Source organism: Confluentibacter lentus (genome assembly GCF_002806995.1).
GTDB classification, from domain to species: domain Bacteria; phylum Bacteroidota; class Bacteroidia; order Flavobacteriales; family Flavobacteriaceae; genus Confluentibacter; species Confluentibacter lentus.
The window spans coordinates 155066-173793 of the sequence record NZ_NIHE01000004.1 but is presented as its reverse complement, the minus strand read 5'-3'; the positions used below and the strand labels follow the sequence as shown (position 1 = coordinate 173793).

Below are 18728 nucleotides of genomic sequence, written 5' to 3'. Positions count from 1 at the left end.
AAAATATTTAACAGCTTATCAATCAATCCAATTATAGCGTACATTCGTGAAAAAATTGTATGTCTTTAGAGAGTAAGGTAAAGTTGGTTGAAGGTTTATTTGAACAGCTTGATTTAGAAATTTCGCTATTTCAAGATCAAACCAAATTGCATTGTTTAACTGGTTGTGGCAATTGTTGCACCAACCCTACAATGGAAGCATCTCCATTGGAATTTTTACCTTGGGCGTTCCATATATTTTTAATGGGAAAAGCCGAAGACACCCTTAAAGAACTAAATACCAAAGAAAAACAGTCAGTTTGCCATATTTACAGTCCGTTAAACCTAATAGATAGTACTATGGGAAATTGCAGCAACTACAAATACCGTGGCCTTATTTGCAGGCTTTTTGGTTACGCAGCAACTAGGGATAAATACGGACAACAACGTTTGGTAACTTGCAAAATCATTAAAGAAAACCAAGCTAATTTATACCAAGACACTATAGAAGCTATTAACAAAGGACTTTATGTGCCTATGTTTACAGATTATTACATGCAACTCAATCAAATCGATTTTCATTTGGGAAACCAAGTGGTGTCCATTAATAGAGCACTTAAATTAGCTTTAGAAGAGGTTTTGCAATATTATGCGTACAGACCATTTCCTGGAGGTTTGGAACATACGGCTTGATTCTTAAAAAGCTTTAATCAAAAAAACACTTCTGCAAGTGGATCTTTCATCATAATTAACAACTGTTAAATGATGAAAAAAAATGAATACGAAATAACCTTTATCTATATTTACAACAGATAAAATGTCACAATTGCTTAAGCAAAAAAATCTACATAGTTAATTTTTTGAAACCTCTACTGATTCAATAAAATCATAAAACAATTTCAAATGAAAAATAAATTTTGTCAGCTAATCCTAGTTGTATTGGAAATACTTCTTGTAAAAAACGCCTATTCTCAAGAAACCCCAACAGCTATAGCTCCAACAGGTATCGAAATAGTAAAACAACTAGAAAAACCTAAAAATCAAACGTTTGACGAAAAAGATTTGGGAGGTTATTTGTTGGTATACTTCAAGGACCAGAATCAATCTGCTTATATGGCCATAAGTAGCGATGGTTACACCTTTACTGATATTAATAATGGCAATCCCGTATTTATTGGCTCTGAGTTGGCCGAACAAAAAGGTGTACGTGACCCCCATATTACCCGTGGCCCCGATGGTGCTTTTTATTTAGCGATGACCGATTTGCACATTTTTGGCAAGCGAGCAGGATTTCGTGAGACTGATTGGGAACGTCCTCTTGAAAAATATGGTTGGGGGAACAACCGTGCGCTTGTGTTGATGAAGTCATATGACCTGATCCATTGGACACATGCTGATTTTCGTGTTGATTTAGCATTTCCAGAACTAGGAGATATCGATTGCTCTTGGGCTCCGCAAACCATATATGATCCTGAGAAGAAAAAAATGATGGTATATTTTACGATTCGTTACAACAATAAGGATGCAAACATTTACTATTCTTATACAAATGATGCGTTCACGAAATTGGAAACAACCCCAAAACTTGTAACCGCTATTGGAGGTATTGATGCAGATATTACAAAAGTGGGAGACAAATATCAAATGTTTTATGTGGCTGGTGCCAAAATTAAGCATGCCGTTTCCGATAAAATCAACCAAGATTTTACAGGAGAAGACAAAAGAATTGATCCAGAAGAAGTTAATACAGAAGCACCCAACATTTTTAAAAGAATTGGTACGGACACTTATGTATTGGTGTATGATGTGTATGGTTTAAGACCAAGCAACATGGGTTTTAGCGAAACCAAAGATTTTGTTACCTACCAGAATATTGGCCATTTTAATAAAGGCGTTATGAAAACAACCAATTTTACAAGTCCGAAGCATGGTGCTGTTACTTACCTTACCAAACAAGAACTAAAGGCTATTGCTGAATATTGGAAAATTGATAATTGATTAAGCCATTCTTTCAGTCCCATTAATTTTTTCAAAATTAATACCTTCTATACCAGTTAAGAAATCATGAAGGTATTTGTTGAAGCCATCTGGTTGTTCCAAATTGGATACATGACCGACATTGTCAATAACGTGAAGTATGGATCCTTCTATAGAAGTATGCATAGATTCCGATTGGACAAGGGGTGTTACTTCATCTTCCCTACCGCAAAGAATGAGGGTTGGTATGTTGATCTCTTTCAAGATGGAGCAAGTTTCCGAACGTTCAGCCAAGGCTATCAATCCTTGCTTAATAATATGTTCCGAATTGGAAAATACAACATGTCTTAATTCCTCAACCAATTCCTTCTTATTTACTACGGAATCTTTATGGAAAACTTTTTTAATAAATCCTTCGTTAAAATTAGATACGCCTTCATTTTCAATTTCATTAATAGCGGCACAGCGTTTTTCTTTTACTTCAGCAGTATCTGCAATACATTGCGTATCGCATAAAATGAGCGCATCAAAACGATCAGGAAATCTTTTCATGGCATTCAGGGCTACAAATCCTCCCATAGATAATCCACAAACAATTGCTTTTTCAATACTTAATTTATCCATAAACTGAATTAAATCATCAGCAAACAAATCCATACTTAGAGCAGATTCCTCATCCGTCGATTTTCCAAATCCTCTGATATCACAAGCGATTAAACGATAGGAAGATTTTAAAAAATCTAATTGACCTTGCCACATGGTTTTATCAAAAGGAAAACCGTGCAAAAAGATAATCGGGATGCTTCCTTCTCCTACATCATCATAAGATAATTGAAAGTCATTTACGGGTATGGTTAAATTGTATCCTTTAGTTTGTGTTTCCATGATAAATATATATGCCATTAGGTTTTTGAAAATCCTAATCTTTATATACAAACTTACCTAATGATTTTCGGGGAAGCTTTATATGATTAGAGATAAAAATTACATAGTTCACGGTATGCGTAATCATACCTAATCGTTGCTTTTACATAACCTAAGCTTATCACAAAACCTATAACCTCAACTAAAGAGCTACTTTGGTTCCTACACATTTACCATCTATAATATCAATAATGGTATTCTCTTTTTTACCATTGGCAATAAAGGTAGGTATGCCCTTGGCTGCGGCCTGCTGGGCATAATCTAATTTTGAACCCATGCCACCTCGACCTTCTTCCTCGTTTTTATTGCTGTCATTAATATATTTGTCTAAATTCTCATCGGGTACGATGTTGGATATAACTCTACTATCTTCAGCATCGGGATGCCCATCATAAACACCATCTATATCCGTTAAAATAATTAATTTGTCAACTTTCATAAGTTGGGCAATTAAACTTGCCAGCTCGTCATTATCAGAAAACATGGACATGGTAACGGACACAGCATCATCTTCATTAGCTATAGGAAAAACGCCTTCTGACAGCAAACCTTCACAGCAATTAATCATATTTTGGCGGTGCAAACCCGGACTAAAATCCCGTTTTGTAGGGAGTACCTGTGCACATTTTAAACCATAATCGTGAAAAATATCATAATAAAGTCGCATCATTCTGGGTTGGCCAATGGCCGAATACACTTGCCTACGCTGTGTTCTATCTTTAATTTTAGATTTCCCCAATACTTCTTTTCCCGCTATAACGGAGCCAGAAGACACTAATATGGTCATAATGTTCCGCTCATACAATTCTGCTATTTGTCTTACCAAATTTCTTAATACGGGTCTAACAATTCTATTATCGTTGTTGGTCATCACATTGGTTCCAACTTTAATGACGATTCTTTCTTTATGCATGTTGATTTTCTTTACCTAATTCTATAGCACGATTAAAAGCTGCAAATGCGGCTTCCTTTATTAATTCTTTTACGTTATTATCATCCATGGAGTCTAAAGCCGCTCTTGTGGTGCCTCCTTTTGATGCCACCATATCCATCCAAGAATTGGGTGATAAATTGGACTGATTAAAAAGTTCAACTGCTCCTATAAAGGTCTGACTTACCAAAACCGTGGAATCGTTTTTAGAAAACCCCATCTGTAAAGCAGCTTCCATCATGCTTTGCATAAAATAAAACACGTAGGCAGGTCCGCTACCAGAAATACCCGTCGAGGCATCAATTAAGGTTTCATTGCTTACCTGAATGGATTTTCCCGTCGTATTCAACAAACTTTCAATGGTTAGCATTTCTATTCTAGATACTTCGGGCGATATCACAAAAGACGTTAATCCCATACCGATTTTAGCTGGTAAATTTGGCATGGCCCTTACTATTTTTGTTAAACCCGAAAACTCCTTTATAGACGCAATAGTAACTCCCGCCATAATGGAAATGATTATTTGTCCGGGATTTATTAATGGTTTTATGGCTTTAAACAAGTTTTCGGCATGAAAGGGCTTTACTGCTATAAAAATAATATCTGCTTGCGGCACACAATCTTTCAACTCACTAAACGCATCAAAGTGCGATAGTTGATGAAGTTCTTTCAATTTTTTTTCAGAGGTATCCAAAACCATGATGTTCTTTTTCTTTAACAATCTTGACTTAGACATACCTTCCGCATAGGTTAAACCCATATTTCCAGCACCTATTACTAATATTTTCATCTTATTATTTTTTTGTATTAATATGATTATATGAATTAGATAAACAAGGAACAGTCGTTACAATCTTTAACCTCCCCATAATAGGTTTTTCTATAAGCATGTAAGGTTTTAATAGGCATACCAAACATGTGTTTTTTAATATATGTCACTTTGGTATCTAATTGTCCCATTTTTGGACTGTACCGTTTTTCGTTAATTGTTTTTCTTTTTAGTTGAATAAATTTCATGGTATCTGTTTAATTTTTTTAACGCGTTAAACGCATTTCAATGTTTCTGGACTTGAATCCTTTTTCTTCAAACCATGTAATTCGGCACTTTCTTTATTAATATAAAGAGCTATATCTCCTTTACAATAATTCATGGTATAATTGATTAATTTTTCCTTAATCGCATCTTCATCATGATTTTTATTTATAACTAGATACACCAAAATATTTTCGGGAATATATTCGTTCATTCCTGTTTTGTTAATTACCAAAACCCCTAAAACTTCATTTTTGTGCTCTAAAACAAACACATATCCTCCAAGTCCAGGTATTTCCTTTATGGCATATAATAAAGATTTTTTAATAGCACTTTTGCTATCTCTATATGCACCTGAGTGCTCAAATATAAATTTGGTTATTCGACTGATATCCATAAATGATAGCTTCGAATAAGCATCAAAGGTTTTAATGGTCATAAAATATTTAATGTTGAAAATGTTGGTGATTTCAAGTGAAATGATAATGATAAGTATGGAAAATACATACTTATTAATTTTAAAACACAGCAATGAAAAAAAAGGGTTTTACTAAATTGCTAAGAATGGTTTATTGAAGGAGGAATGAATTTATTGGATTGTGTTCTAAAAACCAGAAATTTAAAACTCAATATTCTGTAATTTTTATTTTCTCGAATTCCCTTTTGCATGTTGCAAAGTTACAAAAATCTAAAGCTACATACAAGTTAATGGGGTTAAGATGCCAATAAACTTTTTGAGGAAGGGATTTAAAAACAAAACAGGCTTCCAAAATTTGGAAGCCTGTTTTGTTTTTAAAGTGTACTGTTTTTAAGCTGAAACAGGTTCTTTTTTAACTTTTTCTGTCATTTCCATGGATATTGAAGAGCGTTCGAACTTCACTTTTCCAGACATGGTTTCAATAATACATGTGCTGTCTTTGTCGTTAAACTCTAAAATTTTACCATGTAAACCGCTTTTGGTAACCACTTTATCACCTTTTTTTAATTCTGCATTAAATTTTTTCTCTTTTTTTGCGCGTTTCATTTGCGGTGCAATCATAAAGAAATACACAACTACAAACATTAGTATAAACGGCATAAATTGCCCAATTCCTTCCATATTTTTATTTAATTAATCGTGGTTATGGCCTTCGTGACCTGGTTGTGTGCTATATTTAACTTGTGGTTGTCCAGAAGTCATCAATGGTGTTGTACTATTTGTAGATGTTGATACAGCTGCATTTGGGTTAGGTTTTACAAAAGCTGTTATTCTCACAGTTTCAGTTCCCTTTTCAGTATTGGCAGTTACCGTAATAGTTTTAGATACACTATTAGACCCACTTCCATTAAAATTAACAGTAAACTGACCACTCTCTCCTTTAGCTAATGGCTCTCTTGACCAATCTTGAGGTACTGTACAGCCACATGAGCTTTTAATATCCGTTATTACCAAAGGTGCATCACCCGTATTTGTATATTTAAAAACAGTTTCAACTGCTTGGTTGGCTTCTATCTCACCAAAATCGTGTGTGGTTTTTTCAAACTGAAGAATAGGAAATTTACCTGAATTGGCGTCTCTTTCTGCTGCAACAACCACATTGGCCTCATTTATCTTTTTAGATGCATCTTCTTTGCATGAAGTAAAAGCTACTAAGCTTAAAGCGCTTAATGCTAAAATTATTTTTTTCATAATTAGGTAGTTTTTCAATTTATAGGTTTGTAAAAGTAACAATTATTTAGTGTATTTGAAATTTTTATGGGTTTCTTAACAGAAATCTATACCAAACCTCTTCCTATTTTATTCAATGTGCCATTCTCTTCATATTCTTTAACCAACTTGTCTAAAATACCATTGATAAACACACTGCTTTTAGGTGTTGAATATTCTTTAGCTATTTCTAAATATTCGTTGATGGTCACTTTAACGGGAATGGACGGGAAATTTTTAAGCTCACAAATCGCCATTTGTAATAATACAAAATCGACATTGGCAATGCGATCTGAGTCCCAATTTTGGGTTTTAAGCTCAATTTCCTTATTTAAAGAGGTTTTGTTAAGGAGTGTTTTTTTGAATAAATCGATGGCAAATTGCTTATCTTCCGTATCCTTATATAGCTTAGGCACAAAATAATTATCTGGATTGCTAGGTTTTACTTTTCTCAACAATTTCAAAATAGTGGTATTTATTGTTGGAAGATCGTCTAACCAAGTTAAGTTTTTGTCCTCGATATATTCGTAAAGTTTTTCGTTTGGCGCAATAACGTCTTTAAAAATATCTATAATAAATTCTTTGTCCTGTTTAAAATCCGAGGTTTTAGTTTGTAAATAGGTTTTGTATAAATCACTAGTAGTTATCGCCTTGAAAATAACATCTACATATTCGGCATCTAAACTCCAATACGCTATTTTATGTGTATCTAGTTGGTTTTTAAGTTGTAAATTTTCTTTTAGCTGAAGTAATAACTCATTGTTTACAAATTTCCGATTCGGATTTTTGTCTTCTTGTGTAGCTAAATGTTTCTTTTGCTTTTTCTGTAAATCTTCCTCTGCTCTTTTTTGCACTTCAATGAGCAGCGATATTAAAAGCAAATACAAATTGTACATATTATCTATGCTGAAAAGCAAGAATTTTTGGTTTGGACTAAAATCATCGCTTTCACCACCTTTAAAGGCATAAATGGTTTGCATAACTTTTACTCGAATATGTCTTCTATTCAGCATATTTACAAAGAACTTGAATTAAAAAAGATGAATCATTTTTTATTTTGAACGGCAAAAATAATACTATTTTAAAAAAAACAACTTCTATTTTACGTTTATTATTGGGAATACTTTAGGGTATATTTAACATTAAGCCGTGGCGTGTAAAATGAATTTATTGGTATAAACATGTATCTTTGTCCCCTTATTAGTGAAGCCACCACATGAAAGAACTGAAGCATCTTAACAAATACTTTTTAAAATACAAAAAGGATCTTTTAATTGGTATTGTAATTACTATTGTCGCTAGGATTTTTTTGCTTTACACACCAAGATATGTAAAACGTATCTTTGAAGTGGTTGAAAAATATAACGAAGGCTTAAATACAGGCGACAGAACCATTCAAGGCGAACTTACAGAAATCATCCTCTACATCATTGGCGCGGCCATTATTGCTGGTATCCTTACATTTTTTATGCGTCAAACCATTATTAACGTATCGCGTTACATTGAATACGATTTAAAAAATGAAGTATATGACCATTACCAAAAACTGTCCTTAAACTTCTATAAAAAAAACAGAACAGGCGATTTAATGAACCGTATTAGCGAAGATGTTGGTCGTGTACGTATGTACGCTGGTCCCGCCATTATGTATAGCATAAATACGATTGCGCTGTTTGTAATTGCCATTGCTTACATGTTTAACGAAGCCCCTATCCTCACTATATATACTATTTTGCCCTTACCTATTTTATCATTTGCTATTTATAAATTAAGTAAGGAAATCCATAAACGTAGTACCATTGTCCAAGAATACCTATCGAAACTCTCTTCATTCGCACAAGAAACATTTAGTGGTATTTCGGTCATAAAAGCTTATAGTTTAGAAGCACAAACATCTGCTAGTTTTGACGCCCTTTCAACAGCCAATAAAGAAAAACAAATACATCTGGTAAGCATTGAAGCCTTATTTTTCCCCATGATGATCTTGCTTATTGGAGTTAGTAACTTACTCGTGATTTATATTGGTGGCAAGCAATATATAAGCGGTGAAATTGAAAGTATGGGAACAATCGCGGAGTTCATTATTTACGTAAACATGCTTACATGGCCGGTTGCTACGGTTGGTTGGGTAACTTCCATTGTGCAACAAGCTGAAGCATCCCAAAAGCGTATCAACGAATTTTTGACCATTGAACCGGAAATAAAGAATACCGTTAAAGGCCACACAAATATTGTTGGTAATATCTCTTTTAACAATGTATTTTTTACCTATGACGACACCAATATTGAAGCATTAAAAGGTGTTAGTTTTACCTTAAAAGCTGGAGAAACGTTGGCTATTATTGGTAAAACGGGGTCTGGAAAATCTACCATTCTGGAATTAATAGGAAGGCTTTATGATATTGATAAAGGCTCAATACTGATTGATGGTATTGAAATAAATCAGCACAACCTAGAAGATCTAAGAAACAGTATTGGCTATGTACCACAAGATGCATTTCTATTTTCCGATACCATAAAAAACAACATCAAGTTCGGAAAAGAAAATGCAACCGATGAAGAGGTTGTTGAAGCCGCCAAAAAAGCCCATGTGCATAAGAACATTGTGAAGTTTAATCATGGTTATGATACTATTTTAGGTGAGCGTGGCATTACCTTATCTGGTGGACAAAAACAACGGATTTCCATTGCACGAGCTGTTATAAAATCGCCAAAAATTTTATTGTTTGATGATTGCTTATCCGCTGTAGATACGGAAACCGAAGAAAAAATATTGAAGAACCTGTACCAAATAACTTCCGATAAAACGACTATTTTGGTAAGCCATAGAGTCTCTTCCACAAAAAATGCCGATAAAATTATTGTACTTGAAGATGGTAAAATTGTACAGGAAGGCACACACGAAACACTCATAAATGTAGATGGATACTACAAACATCTCTATTTAAAACAACTTAGTGAAACAACTACCTAACCGATGTTTTTTTACACATCATTGTTAAATTTTACTGCTTTATTATCAATTAATAGTGTACTTCTTAAAAAGAAAGCATGCAATTTGTTGGTTAGTATATATTTTTTTTAGATTTTTGATGTAATTAATGATAATACTATAAAATTCTGTAACTATGAAATCGCGATAAACAAAAAGTTTGTTTATAAACACCAATGAAATTAAAGCGATAACATATGACCATTAAGAAACAAATAATAATTTACATATGAATTCAAATGACATGATGGAGAAAGAGGAGATTTTTTCTAAAGTATTAAGGGCAGGAAGACGCACGTACTTTTTTGATGTAAGAGCAACAAAAGCCGATGATTATTATCTTACAATTACTGAAAGCAAAAAATTTACTAATGATGATGGTTCATTCCATTACAAAAAACATAAAATATATATTTACAAAGAAGACTTTAATGAGTTTAAAGATATATTATCTGAAATGACCAGCTATATCATTGATGAAAAAGGGGATGAAGTTATTAGCGAACGCCACCAAAAAGATTTCAAAAAAGAAAATGATACCGATGAAGATGATAGTATTGAAACATTTGGTAAGTCTGTAGAAAGTTTCACGGACATTGATTTTGATGATATATAATAGGCTTTAGGCAATACATCATAGGCAAAAAAACCGCTACTTTAAGTTAGCGGTTTTTTTATTATATAAATACAATAATTTAGCTTACCAAACTTCCATTTACCACCTTTTTTTCAGGATTTAAAAGCATCACATCTTTTCCTTGTACTGCACCAAGCACCAAACACTCACTCATAAATTTGGCGATTTGCTTTTTAGGAAAATTAACAATCGCAACAACTTGTCTGTTTAGTAATTCTTGCTTTTTGTACAGAGTTGTTATTTGGGCGGACGATTTTTTAATCCCTAGTGGTCCAAAATCAATCGTTAATTGATAAGCAGGATTTCTAGCTTCAGGAAAATCATTGACTTCAATAATGGTTCCTACACGTAAATCTACTTTAGCAAACTCTTCAAAAGTTATTGTCTCGTTCATTTTTTAAAATTACAAATTATCCCGAACTTTGAAAAAACGTTTATTATGGCAAATACACCATCAAATATGCTGCCTTTAGGGACTTTTGCTCCTGATTTCAATTTGTTAGATACCGTAAGTGACACGCATTTCAGTTTACAGAATTTAAAAGGCCAACGCGGAACAATCATTATGTTCATTTGTAACCATTGCCCATTTGTACTTCATATAAACAATCAATTGGTAAAAATCGCCAATGACTATTTAAAAAAAGGTCTGTCGTTTATAGCAATTTCAAGTAACGATGTTATTAACTATCCGCAAGATGGCCCTGATAAGATGAAAATTCAAGCTAAAAATGAACAGTACCCCTTTCCTTATTTATATGACGAAACCCAAGACGTAGCCAAAGCCTATGATGCAGCTTGCACACCTGATTTGTATCTTTTTGATGCGGATTTAAAATTAATTTACAGAGGACAATTGGATGACTCCAGACCCGGAAATAATATTGAAGTAACAGGAAAAGATTTAAGAAACGCTTTGGACTGTTTGCTTCAAAATAAAGTGAATACCAGATTACAAAAACCAAGTATTGGCTGTAATATTAAATGGAAAAAATAAAATAGCCAGTTAATCCAATATTAATTGCCAAAAACCAACGTCATGCCACTTATTGAATTTATAGCCAACTTCTTTAAAATGGGCAACTTTATCAAAACCAAATTTTTCATGAAGTTTTATGCTTGCGTCATTAGGTAATGTTAATCCACCAATAACCACGTGATAGTTTTGTTTTTTAAGTTGATCTAACAATTCTGAATACATTTTTTTACCAATCTGCTTTCCTAACGCATCATATTTTAAATAAATAGTCAATTCTACTGTTCTGTTATAGGCTGGCTTAGTTCTAAAAGTATTTGCATAGGCATAACCCAACAAAACATTATTTTCTTCGTAAACAATAAATGGAAATTGACTAGAAATGGTTTTTATTTTTTCTTCAAAATCTTGTACCGAAAATGGAACTAAATCTAAAGTCACAATGGAATTCAGCACATAATAGTTATAAATATCAACTATTTGTTTGGCATCTTTTATATGTACGTTTCTTATCATAATATAAAATCACAACCAATTATTTCGTTTTAATACATTTTCAATATGAGCATAATGATGTTTACTATGCCATGCATAAAGACCTATATTTCTTTTTAAGGAAACCTCCTTTTTTGTTTCAGGATGTATAAAGCTTCTGCTTAAATCTTCATCAGACAATCTTTTCAGTAAATAAACCAATTTAAAATGAATGGCTTTTAAATGTTGCAAAGACATCGTTATAGGAGCTGATTTAGAATCTATGAGTTCTGCCCACAAATCTTCATGGTAAGCTTTAATAATGGGTTTTTCTTCTGTTAATGCCCATTTAAAACGCGTATAACTATGATGATGGCTATCGGATAAGTGATGCACGGTTTGCCTAATGGTCCAACCCTCGGGTCTGTAGGTCGTATCTAATTGTTCCTCTGATAAATTTTTCACCAGCATTTCCAATCTTTCAGGAAAGTGTTCTAAAATGGAAATGCAATCCTCAATATATTCTTTGGTTACGCTATCTGGAAAATCAAATTTACCAATAGGATATTTCAATGTTTCTAGTTCATTATTTGTCATATATAAATATAAAAAAAGCACTTAATATATAAGTGCTCTGGATAGTATTTAATAAAAGTTTTTTTACTTAACAGCAACTAATTCCACATCAAAAATCAAAGTGGCATTTGGTGGAATAACACCGCCTGCACCTGCACTTCCATAAGCTAAATCGCTTGGAATAACAAAACGGGCTTTATCACCTACTTTTAATAAACCAACCCCTTCATCCCAGCCTGGAATCACCTGACCAACACCTAAAGCAAAATCAATAGGCTGATTGCGTTTATATGAAGAATCGAACACTGTTCCATCTGCCAATTGGCCTTTATAATGAACAGATACTTTTTTACCTTTTTCAGCTTTTACACCATCTCCTTTTTGAATGATTTGGTAACGTAATCCGCTATTGGTTTTATTGAAACCTGCGGCTAATTTTTCCAATTCTGCTTCAGATTTTGCCTTTTCTTCAGCCAATTTTTTATGTCTTGAACCTTCAAATGTTCTAAAAGCTTCAACGGCATTAAAGGCATCGGCTTCCGCCCCTACTCTAACTATTTCCAAACTCTCAATAACATCACCTTGTGCAATCGCATCAACTACTTCTTGACCAGATACTACTTTCCCAAAAACGGTATGCTTACCATTTAACCAAGCCGTTTCTACATGGGTAATAAAAAATTGACTCCCATTTGTTCCAGGACCTGCATTTGCCATGGACAAAACTCCTGGCCCATCGTGTTTTAGGTCTGGATGAAACTCATCATCAAATTTATAACCAGGACCGCCAGCACCAGAACCTTGTGGGCAACCACCTTGAATCATAAAATCTGGAATGACTCTATGGAATTTCAATCCGTCGTAATAAGGTTTCCCTTGTGGTTTTACGTTGTTTTCTAAATTCCCTTCAGCTAAAGCAACAAAGTTACCAACCGTTCCAGGTGTTTTTTTGTATTCTAAGGCTACAAGTATGTCTCCTTTAGTGGTGTTGAATTTTGCGTATAAACCGTCTTTCATCGCGTTCGTTTTTAATGAAGCGCAAAGATAACAAGGATTTACGAATTAAGATTTACGATTTAGGATTTTTTGTGCAAGAAGAATAAAGACCAAATACCAATGACGGAAGACGGAAGTTTAAATGAAAAACTTTTAGCTTTTAACTTAAACTAATTAGCTACTTCACTTATAAATTTTATTCTGTAAAGGCGAAGTTCGTCATCATCATATTCACCATCAAATTCTTTAATGGCAACGTCAATGGCATCTGATTGCGATTCCATAAAATACTCATGAATTTCTTCTTGTTGGTCTTCATCTAAAATATCATCAATCCAATAATTGATGTTCAGTTTAGTGCCAGAATAGACAATCGCTTCCATTTCCTTGATGAATTCTTGCATGGACATGCCTTTAGACGACGCAATATCGTCAAGTGGTAATTTCCTATCTATATTTTGAATGATGTATAATTTGTTGGCAGAATTGCTCCCTGTTGATTTCACAACCAAATCGTCTGGTCTCAGAATGTCATTTTCTTCAACATATTTGGCAATCAATTCCACAAAATCCTTACCATATTTTTTAGCTTTTCCATCACCTACACCGTGTACATTTGCTAATTCGGTTAGGTTTATTGGGTATTTTAAAGCCATGTCTTCCAACGAAGGGTCTTGAAAAATAACAAAAGGTGGCACGCCTAATTTTTTGGCATTCTTCTTACGTAAATCCTTGAGCATGCCCATTAAAACCTCATCGGCAGACTGTCCGACCGCTTTAGCCGAGGTCACAATACTGCCATCTTCTTGTTCGCCATCAAAAATATGGTCTTCGGTCATCATAAATGATTCAGGCTTTTTAATAAAGGTCCTTCCTTTATCATTCAATTTAATGACCCCGTAGGTTTCAATATCTTTTTTTAGATAACCTGCAACCAACAACTGCCTAAGCAATGCCATCCAATATTTATTGTCTTTATGACTTCCCTTACCAAAAAAGGGCTGTTCATCTGTTCTGTGTGATTTTATAAGGGCATTCCCTTTCCCTATAACAACGTTGACCATGTCTTTCGACTTATATTTTTCATTCGTCTTTTCAATGGTCTCCAAAAGAAACTTCGCATCGTCTTTAGCCTCGTGTTGTTTTTTGGGGTGACGCACGTTATCATCCATATCACCACCTTCACCCGTTTCATTGTCAAATTCTTCTCCAAAATAATGAAGGATAAATTTTCTTCTGGAAATGGATGTTTCAGCAAAAGCAACGACTTCCTGTAACAAGGCTTGTCCAATTTCTTGTTCCGCTACTGGTTTTCCCGACATGAATTTTTCTAACTTTTCAATATCTTTATAGGAATAATAAGCCAAACAATGACCCTCGCCACCATCACGACCTGCTCTACCAGTTTCTTGGTAATAACTTTCTATACTTTTTGGAATATCATGATGAATTACAAACCGAACGTCTGGCTTGTCTATACCCATACCAAAAGCAATAGTAGCAACCACCACATCAACGTCTTCCATCAAGAATTTATCTTGATGACTGCTTCTGCTTTTTGCATCTAATCCTGCATGATAGGGTACTGCTTTAATACCATTGACTTGCAAAACTTGAGCCAATTCTTCAACGCGCTTTCTGCTCAAACAATATATAATACCCGATTTTCCTGAATTTTGTTTAATAAAACGTATGATGTCGGCATCTACATTTTTTGTCTTTGGGCGTACTTCGTAATATAAATTAGGTCTGTTGAACGACGCCTTGAATGTCTTTGCATTGGGAATGCCAAGATTTTTTAAAACATCTTCCTGAACTTTTGGTGTTGCTGTTGCTGTTAATCCTATAATCGGAATATCGTCACCTATTCTACCTATGATTTGCTTTAAATTTCTATATTCTGGTCTAAAATCGTGCCCCCATTCACTAATACAATGTGCTTCGTCAACCGCCATGAAAGATATTTTTACTGAACGTAAAAAATCGACATTCTCATCTTTGGTCAACGATTCTGGTGCGACATACAATAGTTTAGTAATGCCATTTTTTATATCCTCTTTTACGCGCTTTACCTCGGTTTTGTTGAGCGACGAATTCAATACATGTGCAATACCTTCTTCGTTGGAGATACCTCTTATGGCATCCACTTGATTTTTCATTAATGCAATTAAAGGAGATACTATAATAGCTGTTCCTTCCTGCATCAATGCTGGCAACTGATAGCAAAGAGACTTACCGCCTCCCGTTGGCATGATGACAAATGTGTTATTCCCTGATAATATGCTTTCAATAACGGCTTCTTGAAGACCCTTAAATTTACCAAAGCCAAAATACTTTTTTAATGCAGCTTGCAAATCACTTTTTGTTATTAACATGAACGGTATAAAACTTTATTTAAATAAAAACACAAATCGAATAATTAATTTAATTGTGTATTGAGAGAACCCTCATTTTTTCGTTAGTTTTGTAACGATAATCAAAATTAATATAAAACTTAATCTGATTATCATTAAAGATAATAAAATCTTTAAAAGCTTCAATCAAAAAAAATAATAAATTTTGAAAAACAAAAATTCTATTATTACGACTGCTACACAGACCATTAAGATGGAAGGGGATGCTATATTGAATCTTTCCAGCCTTATTGATGATGAATTTGCTGAAGCTGTAGAACATATTTATAACTCAAAAGGCCGCCTTATTATCACTGGCGTTGGTAAAAGTGCCATTATAGCCAATAAAATTGTCGCGACACTTAACTCTACAGGAACACCTTCGGTTTTTATGCATGCTGCGGATGCCATTCATGGTGATTTAGGACTTATTCTTAAAGACGATATTGTGGTTTGCATTTCCAAAAGCGGAAATACCGCCGAAATTAAAGTGCTTATTCCACTAATTAAAAGTGCAAAAAATAAAATAATTGCCATAACCGGACGCAAAGATTCTTTTTTAGGGGAGCAGGCAGACTATGTTCTGAATTCTTATGTAGAAAAAGAAGCCTGCCCTAACAATTTAGCACCGACCACAAGTACGACCGCTCAATTGGTAATTGGAGATGCCCTTGCTATTTGTTTATTGGAGCTACGTGGATTTTCCAGCAACGATTTTGCAAAATACCATCCTGGAGGCGCTTTGGGCAAACGATTGTATTTAAGAGTTGAAGATATATCATCCGTAAATTTAAAACCCAAGGTTTTTAAAGATACTGGCATGAAAGATATTATTATTGAAATGACGGAAAAAATGCTTGGCGTTACTGCTGTTGTTGAAAACGATGCCATTATAGGCATTATAACAGACGGCGATTTACGACGCATGTTAAGCAAAACGGATGATTTTTTAGCACTAACTGCCAAAGATATTATGAGTTTAAACCCAAAACGCATACAAACCGATGCCATGGCATTGGAAGCGAAAGAAGTGATGGAAGTTTATGGCATTTCACAGTTACTTGTAGAAGATAAGGGCAAATATGCAGGCGTAGTGCACTTACACGATTTAATAAAAGAAGGAATTATATAATGGCAAAAAAGAACATAAACGAGATGTCGTTTCTAGACCATCTCGAAGATTTACGATGGCATTTAATAAGAATAGTTATAGCTGTTGTCGTTATGGCTACAGCGGCTTTTTTCGCTAAAACATTCATCTTTGATGTTTTAATTTTAGGCCCTAAAAAAGCAGATTTCATTACTTATCAAGTTTTATGCAATATGGCAAAAAGTTTTGGCATGAGTGATGCTTTTTGTTTTCAAGAATTACCTTTCAGAATACAAAGCAGAACCATGTCTGGGCAGTTTTCTTCACACATTTGGGTATCTATAACAGCTGGCTTTGTTGCGGCTTTTCCTTATATACTTTATGAACTATGGAAATTTATAAGTCCTGCCTTGCATGAAAACGAACGCAAACATTCCCGTGGGTTTATAATGGTAGCCTCTGGCCTGTTTTTTATAGGCGTTCTGTTTGGGTATTATATTATTTGCCCTTTGTCTATTAATTTCTTAGGTTCTTATCAAGTGAGTTCGCAAGTTCACAACGATTTTGATTTAGACAGTTATATAAGTTTGGTAAGATCGTCCGTTTTAGCATCAGGCTTGGTGTTTGAGCTCCCTATAGTAATTTATTTTTTAACTAAAATAGGATTGGTTACCCCAGAGTTTTTAAAAAAATATAGGAAATATGCCTTAATCATTGTATTGGTCTTAGCTGCAATCATTACACCACCAGATATTGCGAGCCAGATTATTGTAGCCATTCCTATTCTCATTTTATACGAAGTGAGCATATACATCTCTAGAATCGTCATCAGAAATCAAAAAAGAAGAGAAAAGAAACATGTCTGATATCGTTAATGAATTCAATGCGTACCGTTCTAAAATGAACGAAAAAATCTTGGCCGATAATAACAAGGTTATTAAACGCATTTTCAATTTAGATACCAACGCATATACCGAAGGCGCTTTGGATGTAAAGACCAAAGAACTTTTAGGATTGGTGGCATCTGCCGTTTTACGTTGTGACGATTGTGTGAAATACCATTTAGAAACCAGTTATAAATTAGGATTAACCAAAGATGAAGTTGTGGAAGCCTTAAGTATTGCCACATTGGTTGGAGGCACTATCGTGATTCCACATTTACGTCGCGCTTATGAGTTTTGGGATGCTTTGGAAGACCAACACAAAAACTAATTAATTTACCTACGCCAAATAGTTATATGTTTTTGCTATTTTTAGCGTTTACCATACAGATATGATTTTAAGAGCCGAAAATTTAATGAAGTCCTATAGCGGACGAAAAGTTGTAAAGTCTGTTTCCCTTGAGGTAAACCAAGGGGAAATAGTTGGATTGCTAGGACCTAACGGTGCTGGCAAAACCACGTCTTTTTACATGATTGTTGGTTTAATAAAACCCAATGGTGGCACCATTTTTTTAGATGATAAAGACATTACAAAATACCCCATGTACAAACGTGCCCAAAACGGTATTGGCTATTTGGCTCAAGAAGCGTCTGTTTTTAGAAAATTAAGTATTGAAGATAATATATTAAGCGTGTTGCAACTTACAAAACTTACTAAGCAACAGCAACATGATAAAATGGAGTCCTTAATTGAAGAATTTGGATTAGGACATATCCGTAAAAGTAGAGGTGATTTATTGTCTGGTGGTGAACGACGCCGTACCGAAATCGCCCGTGCTTTGGCAACCGACCCTAGCTTTATTTTATTGGATGAACCATTTGCTGGCGTTGACCCCGTGGCTGTTGAAGATATTCAACGTATTGTAGCACAACTCACCAAAAAAAATATTGGTATATTAATTACAGACCACAACGTACAAGAAACATTAGCCATTACTGATAGAACGTACTTAATGTTTGAAGGTAGTATCTTAAAAGCTGGCGTACCAGAAGAATTGGCTAATGACGAGATGGTACGTAAAGTGTATTTGGGACAGAATTTTGAACTTCGTAAAAAGAAGATTAGGGAGTAGGACGTTAAGCGTCATTGATTTACTGTCATTGACTTCGTCGAATCTTCGAT

Annotated in this window: 22 protein-coding genes; 9 read left to right on the top strand and 13 right to left on the bottom strand. The window is 34.3% G+C overall.

Annotated features, from left to right (window positions below; all coding sequences use genetic code 11):
* Positions 1-59 precede the first annotated feature (59 nt).
* On the top strand, positions 60-671 hold the full coding sequence (locus CDH50_RS09775) for a YkgJ family cysteine cluster protein (RefSeq protein ID WP_100612041.1): 612 nt from the start codon (positions 60-62) through the stop codon (positions 669-671).
* Between the two features lie 210 nt (positions 672-881).
* On the top strand, positions 882-1976 hold the full coding sequence (locus tag CDH50_RS09770) for a glycoside hydrolase family 43 protein (protein ID WP_100612039.1): 1095 nt from the start codon (positions 882-884) through the stop codon (positions 1974-1976).
* Here the strand turns inward: CDH50_RS09770 and CDH50_RS09765 are convergent, their stop codons facing one another.
* The 8 genes from CDH50_RS09765 to nusB form a co-directional block, all read right to left on the bottom strand.
* On the bottom strand, positions 1977-2858 hold the full coding sequence (locus CDH50_RS09765) for an alpha/beta fold hydrolase (RefSeq protein WP_198513479.1): 882 nt from the start codon (positions 2856-2858) through the stop codon (positions 1977-1979). It abuts the gene before it with no gap.
* Between the two features lie 163 nt (positions 2859-3021).
* Entirely contained in the window at positions 3022-3792 is a 771-nt protein-coding gene (gene proB / locus CDH50_RS09760) for a glutamate 5-kinase (protein WP_100612035.1), read from the bottom strand.
* Positions 3785-4600, bottom strand: coding sequence for a pyrroline-5-carboxylate reductase (proC, locus tag CDH50_RS09755; RefSeq protein ID WP_100612033.1), 816 nt, complete (start codon positions 4598-4600; stop codon positions 3785-3787). Before proC ends, proB begins: the two co-directional genes overlap by 8 nt.
* Before the next feature lie 35 nt (positions 4601-4635).
* The gene (locus tag CDH50_RS09750) at positions 4636-4827 is read right to left on the bottom strand and encodes a hypothetical protein (RefSeq protein ID WP_100612031.1); all 192 of its coding nucleotides are present in this window, start codon (positions 4825-4827) and stop codon (positions 4636-4638) included.
* Positions 4828-4853: 26 nt separating this feature from the next.
* On the bottom strand, positions 4854-5282 hold the full coding sequence (locus CDH50_RS09745) for a hypothetical protein (protein WP_100612029.1): 429 nt from the start codon (positions 5280-5282) through the stop codon (positions 4854-4856).
* Between the two features lie 369 nt (positions 5283-5651).
* On the bottom strand, positions 5652-5942 hold the full coding sequence (gene yajC / locus CDH50_RS09740) for a preprotein translocase subunit YajC (protein WP_100612027.1): 291 nt from the start codon (positions 5940-5942) through the stop codon (positions 5652-5654).
* Positions 5943-5954: 12 nt separating this feature from the next.
* Positions 5955-6512 carry a DUF1573 domain-containing protein gene (locus tag CDH50_RS09735; RefSeq protein WP_100612025.1) on the bottom strand — a complete coding sequence of 186 codons (558 nt, stop codon included), beginning with the start codon at positions 6510-6512 and terminating at the stop codon, positions 5955-5957.
* Between the two features lie 86 nt (positions 6513-6598).
* The gene (gene nusB / locus CDH50_RS09730) at positions 6599-7543 is read right to left on the bottom strand and encodes a transcription antitermination factor NusB (RefSeq protein WP_232731993.1); all 945 of its coding nucleotides are present in this window, start codon (positions 7541-7543) and stop codon (positions 6599-6601) included.
* A 203-nt stretch (positions 7544-7746) separates the two neighbouring features.
* Here nusB and CDH50_RS09725 point away from each other — a divergent pair, with 203 nt between their 5' ends.
* Together CDH50_RS09725 and CDH50_RS09720 are read left to right on the top strand one after the other, a co-directional pair.
* A complete protein-coding gene (locus CDH50_RS09725) occupies positions 7747-9504 on the top strand; it encodes an ABC transporter ATP-binding protein (protein WP_100612023.1) in 1758 nt (585 codons plus the stop codon).
* 247 nt (positions 9505-9751) lie between these two features.
* Entirely contained in the window at positions 9752-10138 is a 387-nt protein-coding gene (locus CDH50_RS09720) for a PUR family DNA/RNA-binding protein (RefSeq protein WP_100612021.1), read from the top strand.
* Between the two features lie 79 nt (positions 10139-10217).
* Here CDH50_RS09720 and CDH50_RS09715 read toward each other — a convergent pair whose 3' ends face one another.
* Positions 10218-10553: a tRNA-binding protein gene (locus CDH50_RS09715; protein ID WP_100612019.1), complete on the bottom strand. Its 336-nt coding sequence runs from the start codon at positions 10551-10553 to the stop codon at positions 10218-10220.
* A gap of 45 nt (positions 10554-10598) precedes the next feature.
* Between CDH50_RS09715 and CDH50_RS09710 the strand changes: the two genes are divergently transcribed.
* Positions 10599-11156: a thioredoxin family protein gene (locus CDH50_RS09710; protein ID WP_100612017.1), complete on the top strand. Its 558-nt coding sequence runs from the start codon at positions 10599-10601 to the stop codon at positions 11154-11156.
* 9 nt (positions 11157-11165) lie between these two features.
* Here CDH50_RS09710 and CDH50_RS09705 read toward each other — a convergent pair whose 3' ends face one another.
* The 4 genes from CDH50_RS09705 to recQ all read right to left on the bottom strand — a co-directional run bounded on the left by CDH50_RS09705 (position 11166) and on the right by recQ (position 15556).
* Complete coding sequence (locus CDH50_RS09705; protein WP_100612015.1) at positions 11166-11651, bottom strand: GNAT family N-acetyltransferase; 486 nt, start codon at positions 11649-11651, stop codon at positions 11166-11168.
* A gap of 9 nt (positions 11652-11660) precedes the next feature.
* Positions 11661-12206 (bottom strand): YfiT family bacillithiol transferase, encoded by a 546-nt coding sequence (locus CDH50_RS09700; protein WP_100612013.1) that lies wholly within the window; start codon positions 12204-12206, stop codon positions 11661-11663.
* A gap of 63 nt (positions 12207-12269) precedes the next feature.
* Complete coding sequence (locus CDH50_RS09695; protein WP_100612011.1) at positions 12270-13202, bottom strand: peptidylprolyl isomerase; 933 nt, start codon at positions 13200-13202, stop codon at positions 12270-12272.
* 149 nt (positions 13203-13351) lie between these two features.
* Entirely contained in the window at positions 13352-15556 is a 2205-nt protein-coding gene (gene recQ / locus CDH50_RS09690) for a DNA helicase RecQ (protein ID WP_100612009.1), read from the bottom strand.
* 232 nt (positions 15557-15788) lie between these two features.
* On the opposite strand from recQ, the gene CDH50_RS09685 reads away from it, so the two are divergent.
* The 4 genes from CDH50_RS09685 to lptB all read left to right on the top strand — a co-directional run bounded on the left by CDH50_RS09685 (position 15789) and on the right by lptB (position 18678).
* A complete protein-coding gene (locus tag CDH50_RS09685; protein WP_394337011.1) occupies positions 15789-16706 on the top strand; it encodes a KpsF/GutQ family sugar-phosphate isomerase in 918 nt (305 codons plus the stop codon).
* Positions 16706-17530 carry a twin-arginine translocase subunit TatC gene (gene tatC, locus CDH50_RS09680; protein ID WP_100612005.1) on the top strand — a complete coding sequence of 275 codons (825 nt, stop codon included), beginning with the start codon at positions 16706-16708 and terminating at the stop codon, positions 17528-17530. Before CDH50_RS09685 ends, tatC begins: the two co-directional genes overlap by 1 nt.
* Positions 17523-17876: a carboxymuconolactone decarboxylase family protein gene (locus tag CDH50_RS09675; protein ID WP_100612003.1), complete on the top strand. Its 354-nt coding sequence runs from the start codon at positions 17523-17525 to the stop codon at positions 17874-17876. Before tatC ends, CDH50_RS09675 begins: the two co-directional genes overlap by 8 nt.
* A 61-nt stretch (positions 17877-17937) precedes the next feature.
* Entirely contained in the window at positions 17938-18678 is a 741-nt protein-coding gene (gene lptB, locus CDH50_RS09670) for an LPS export ABC transporter ATP-binding protein (RefSeq protein ID WP_100612001.1), read from the top strand.
* Positions 18679-18728: the final 50 nt, after the last annotated feature.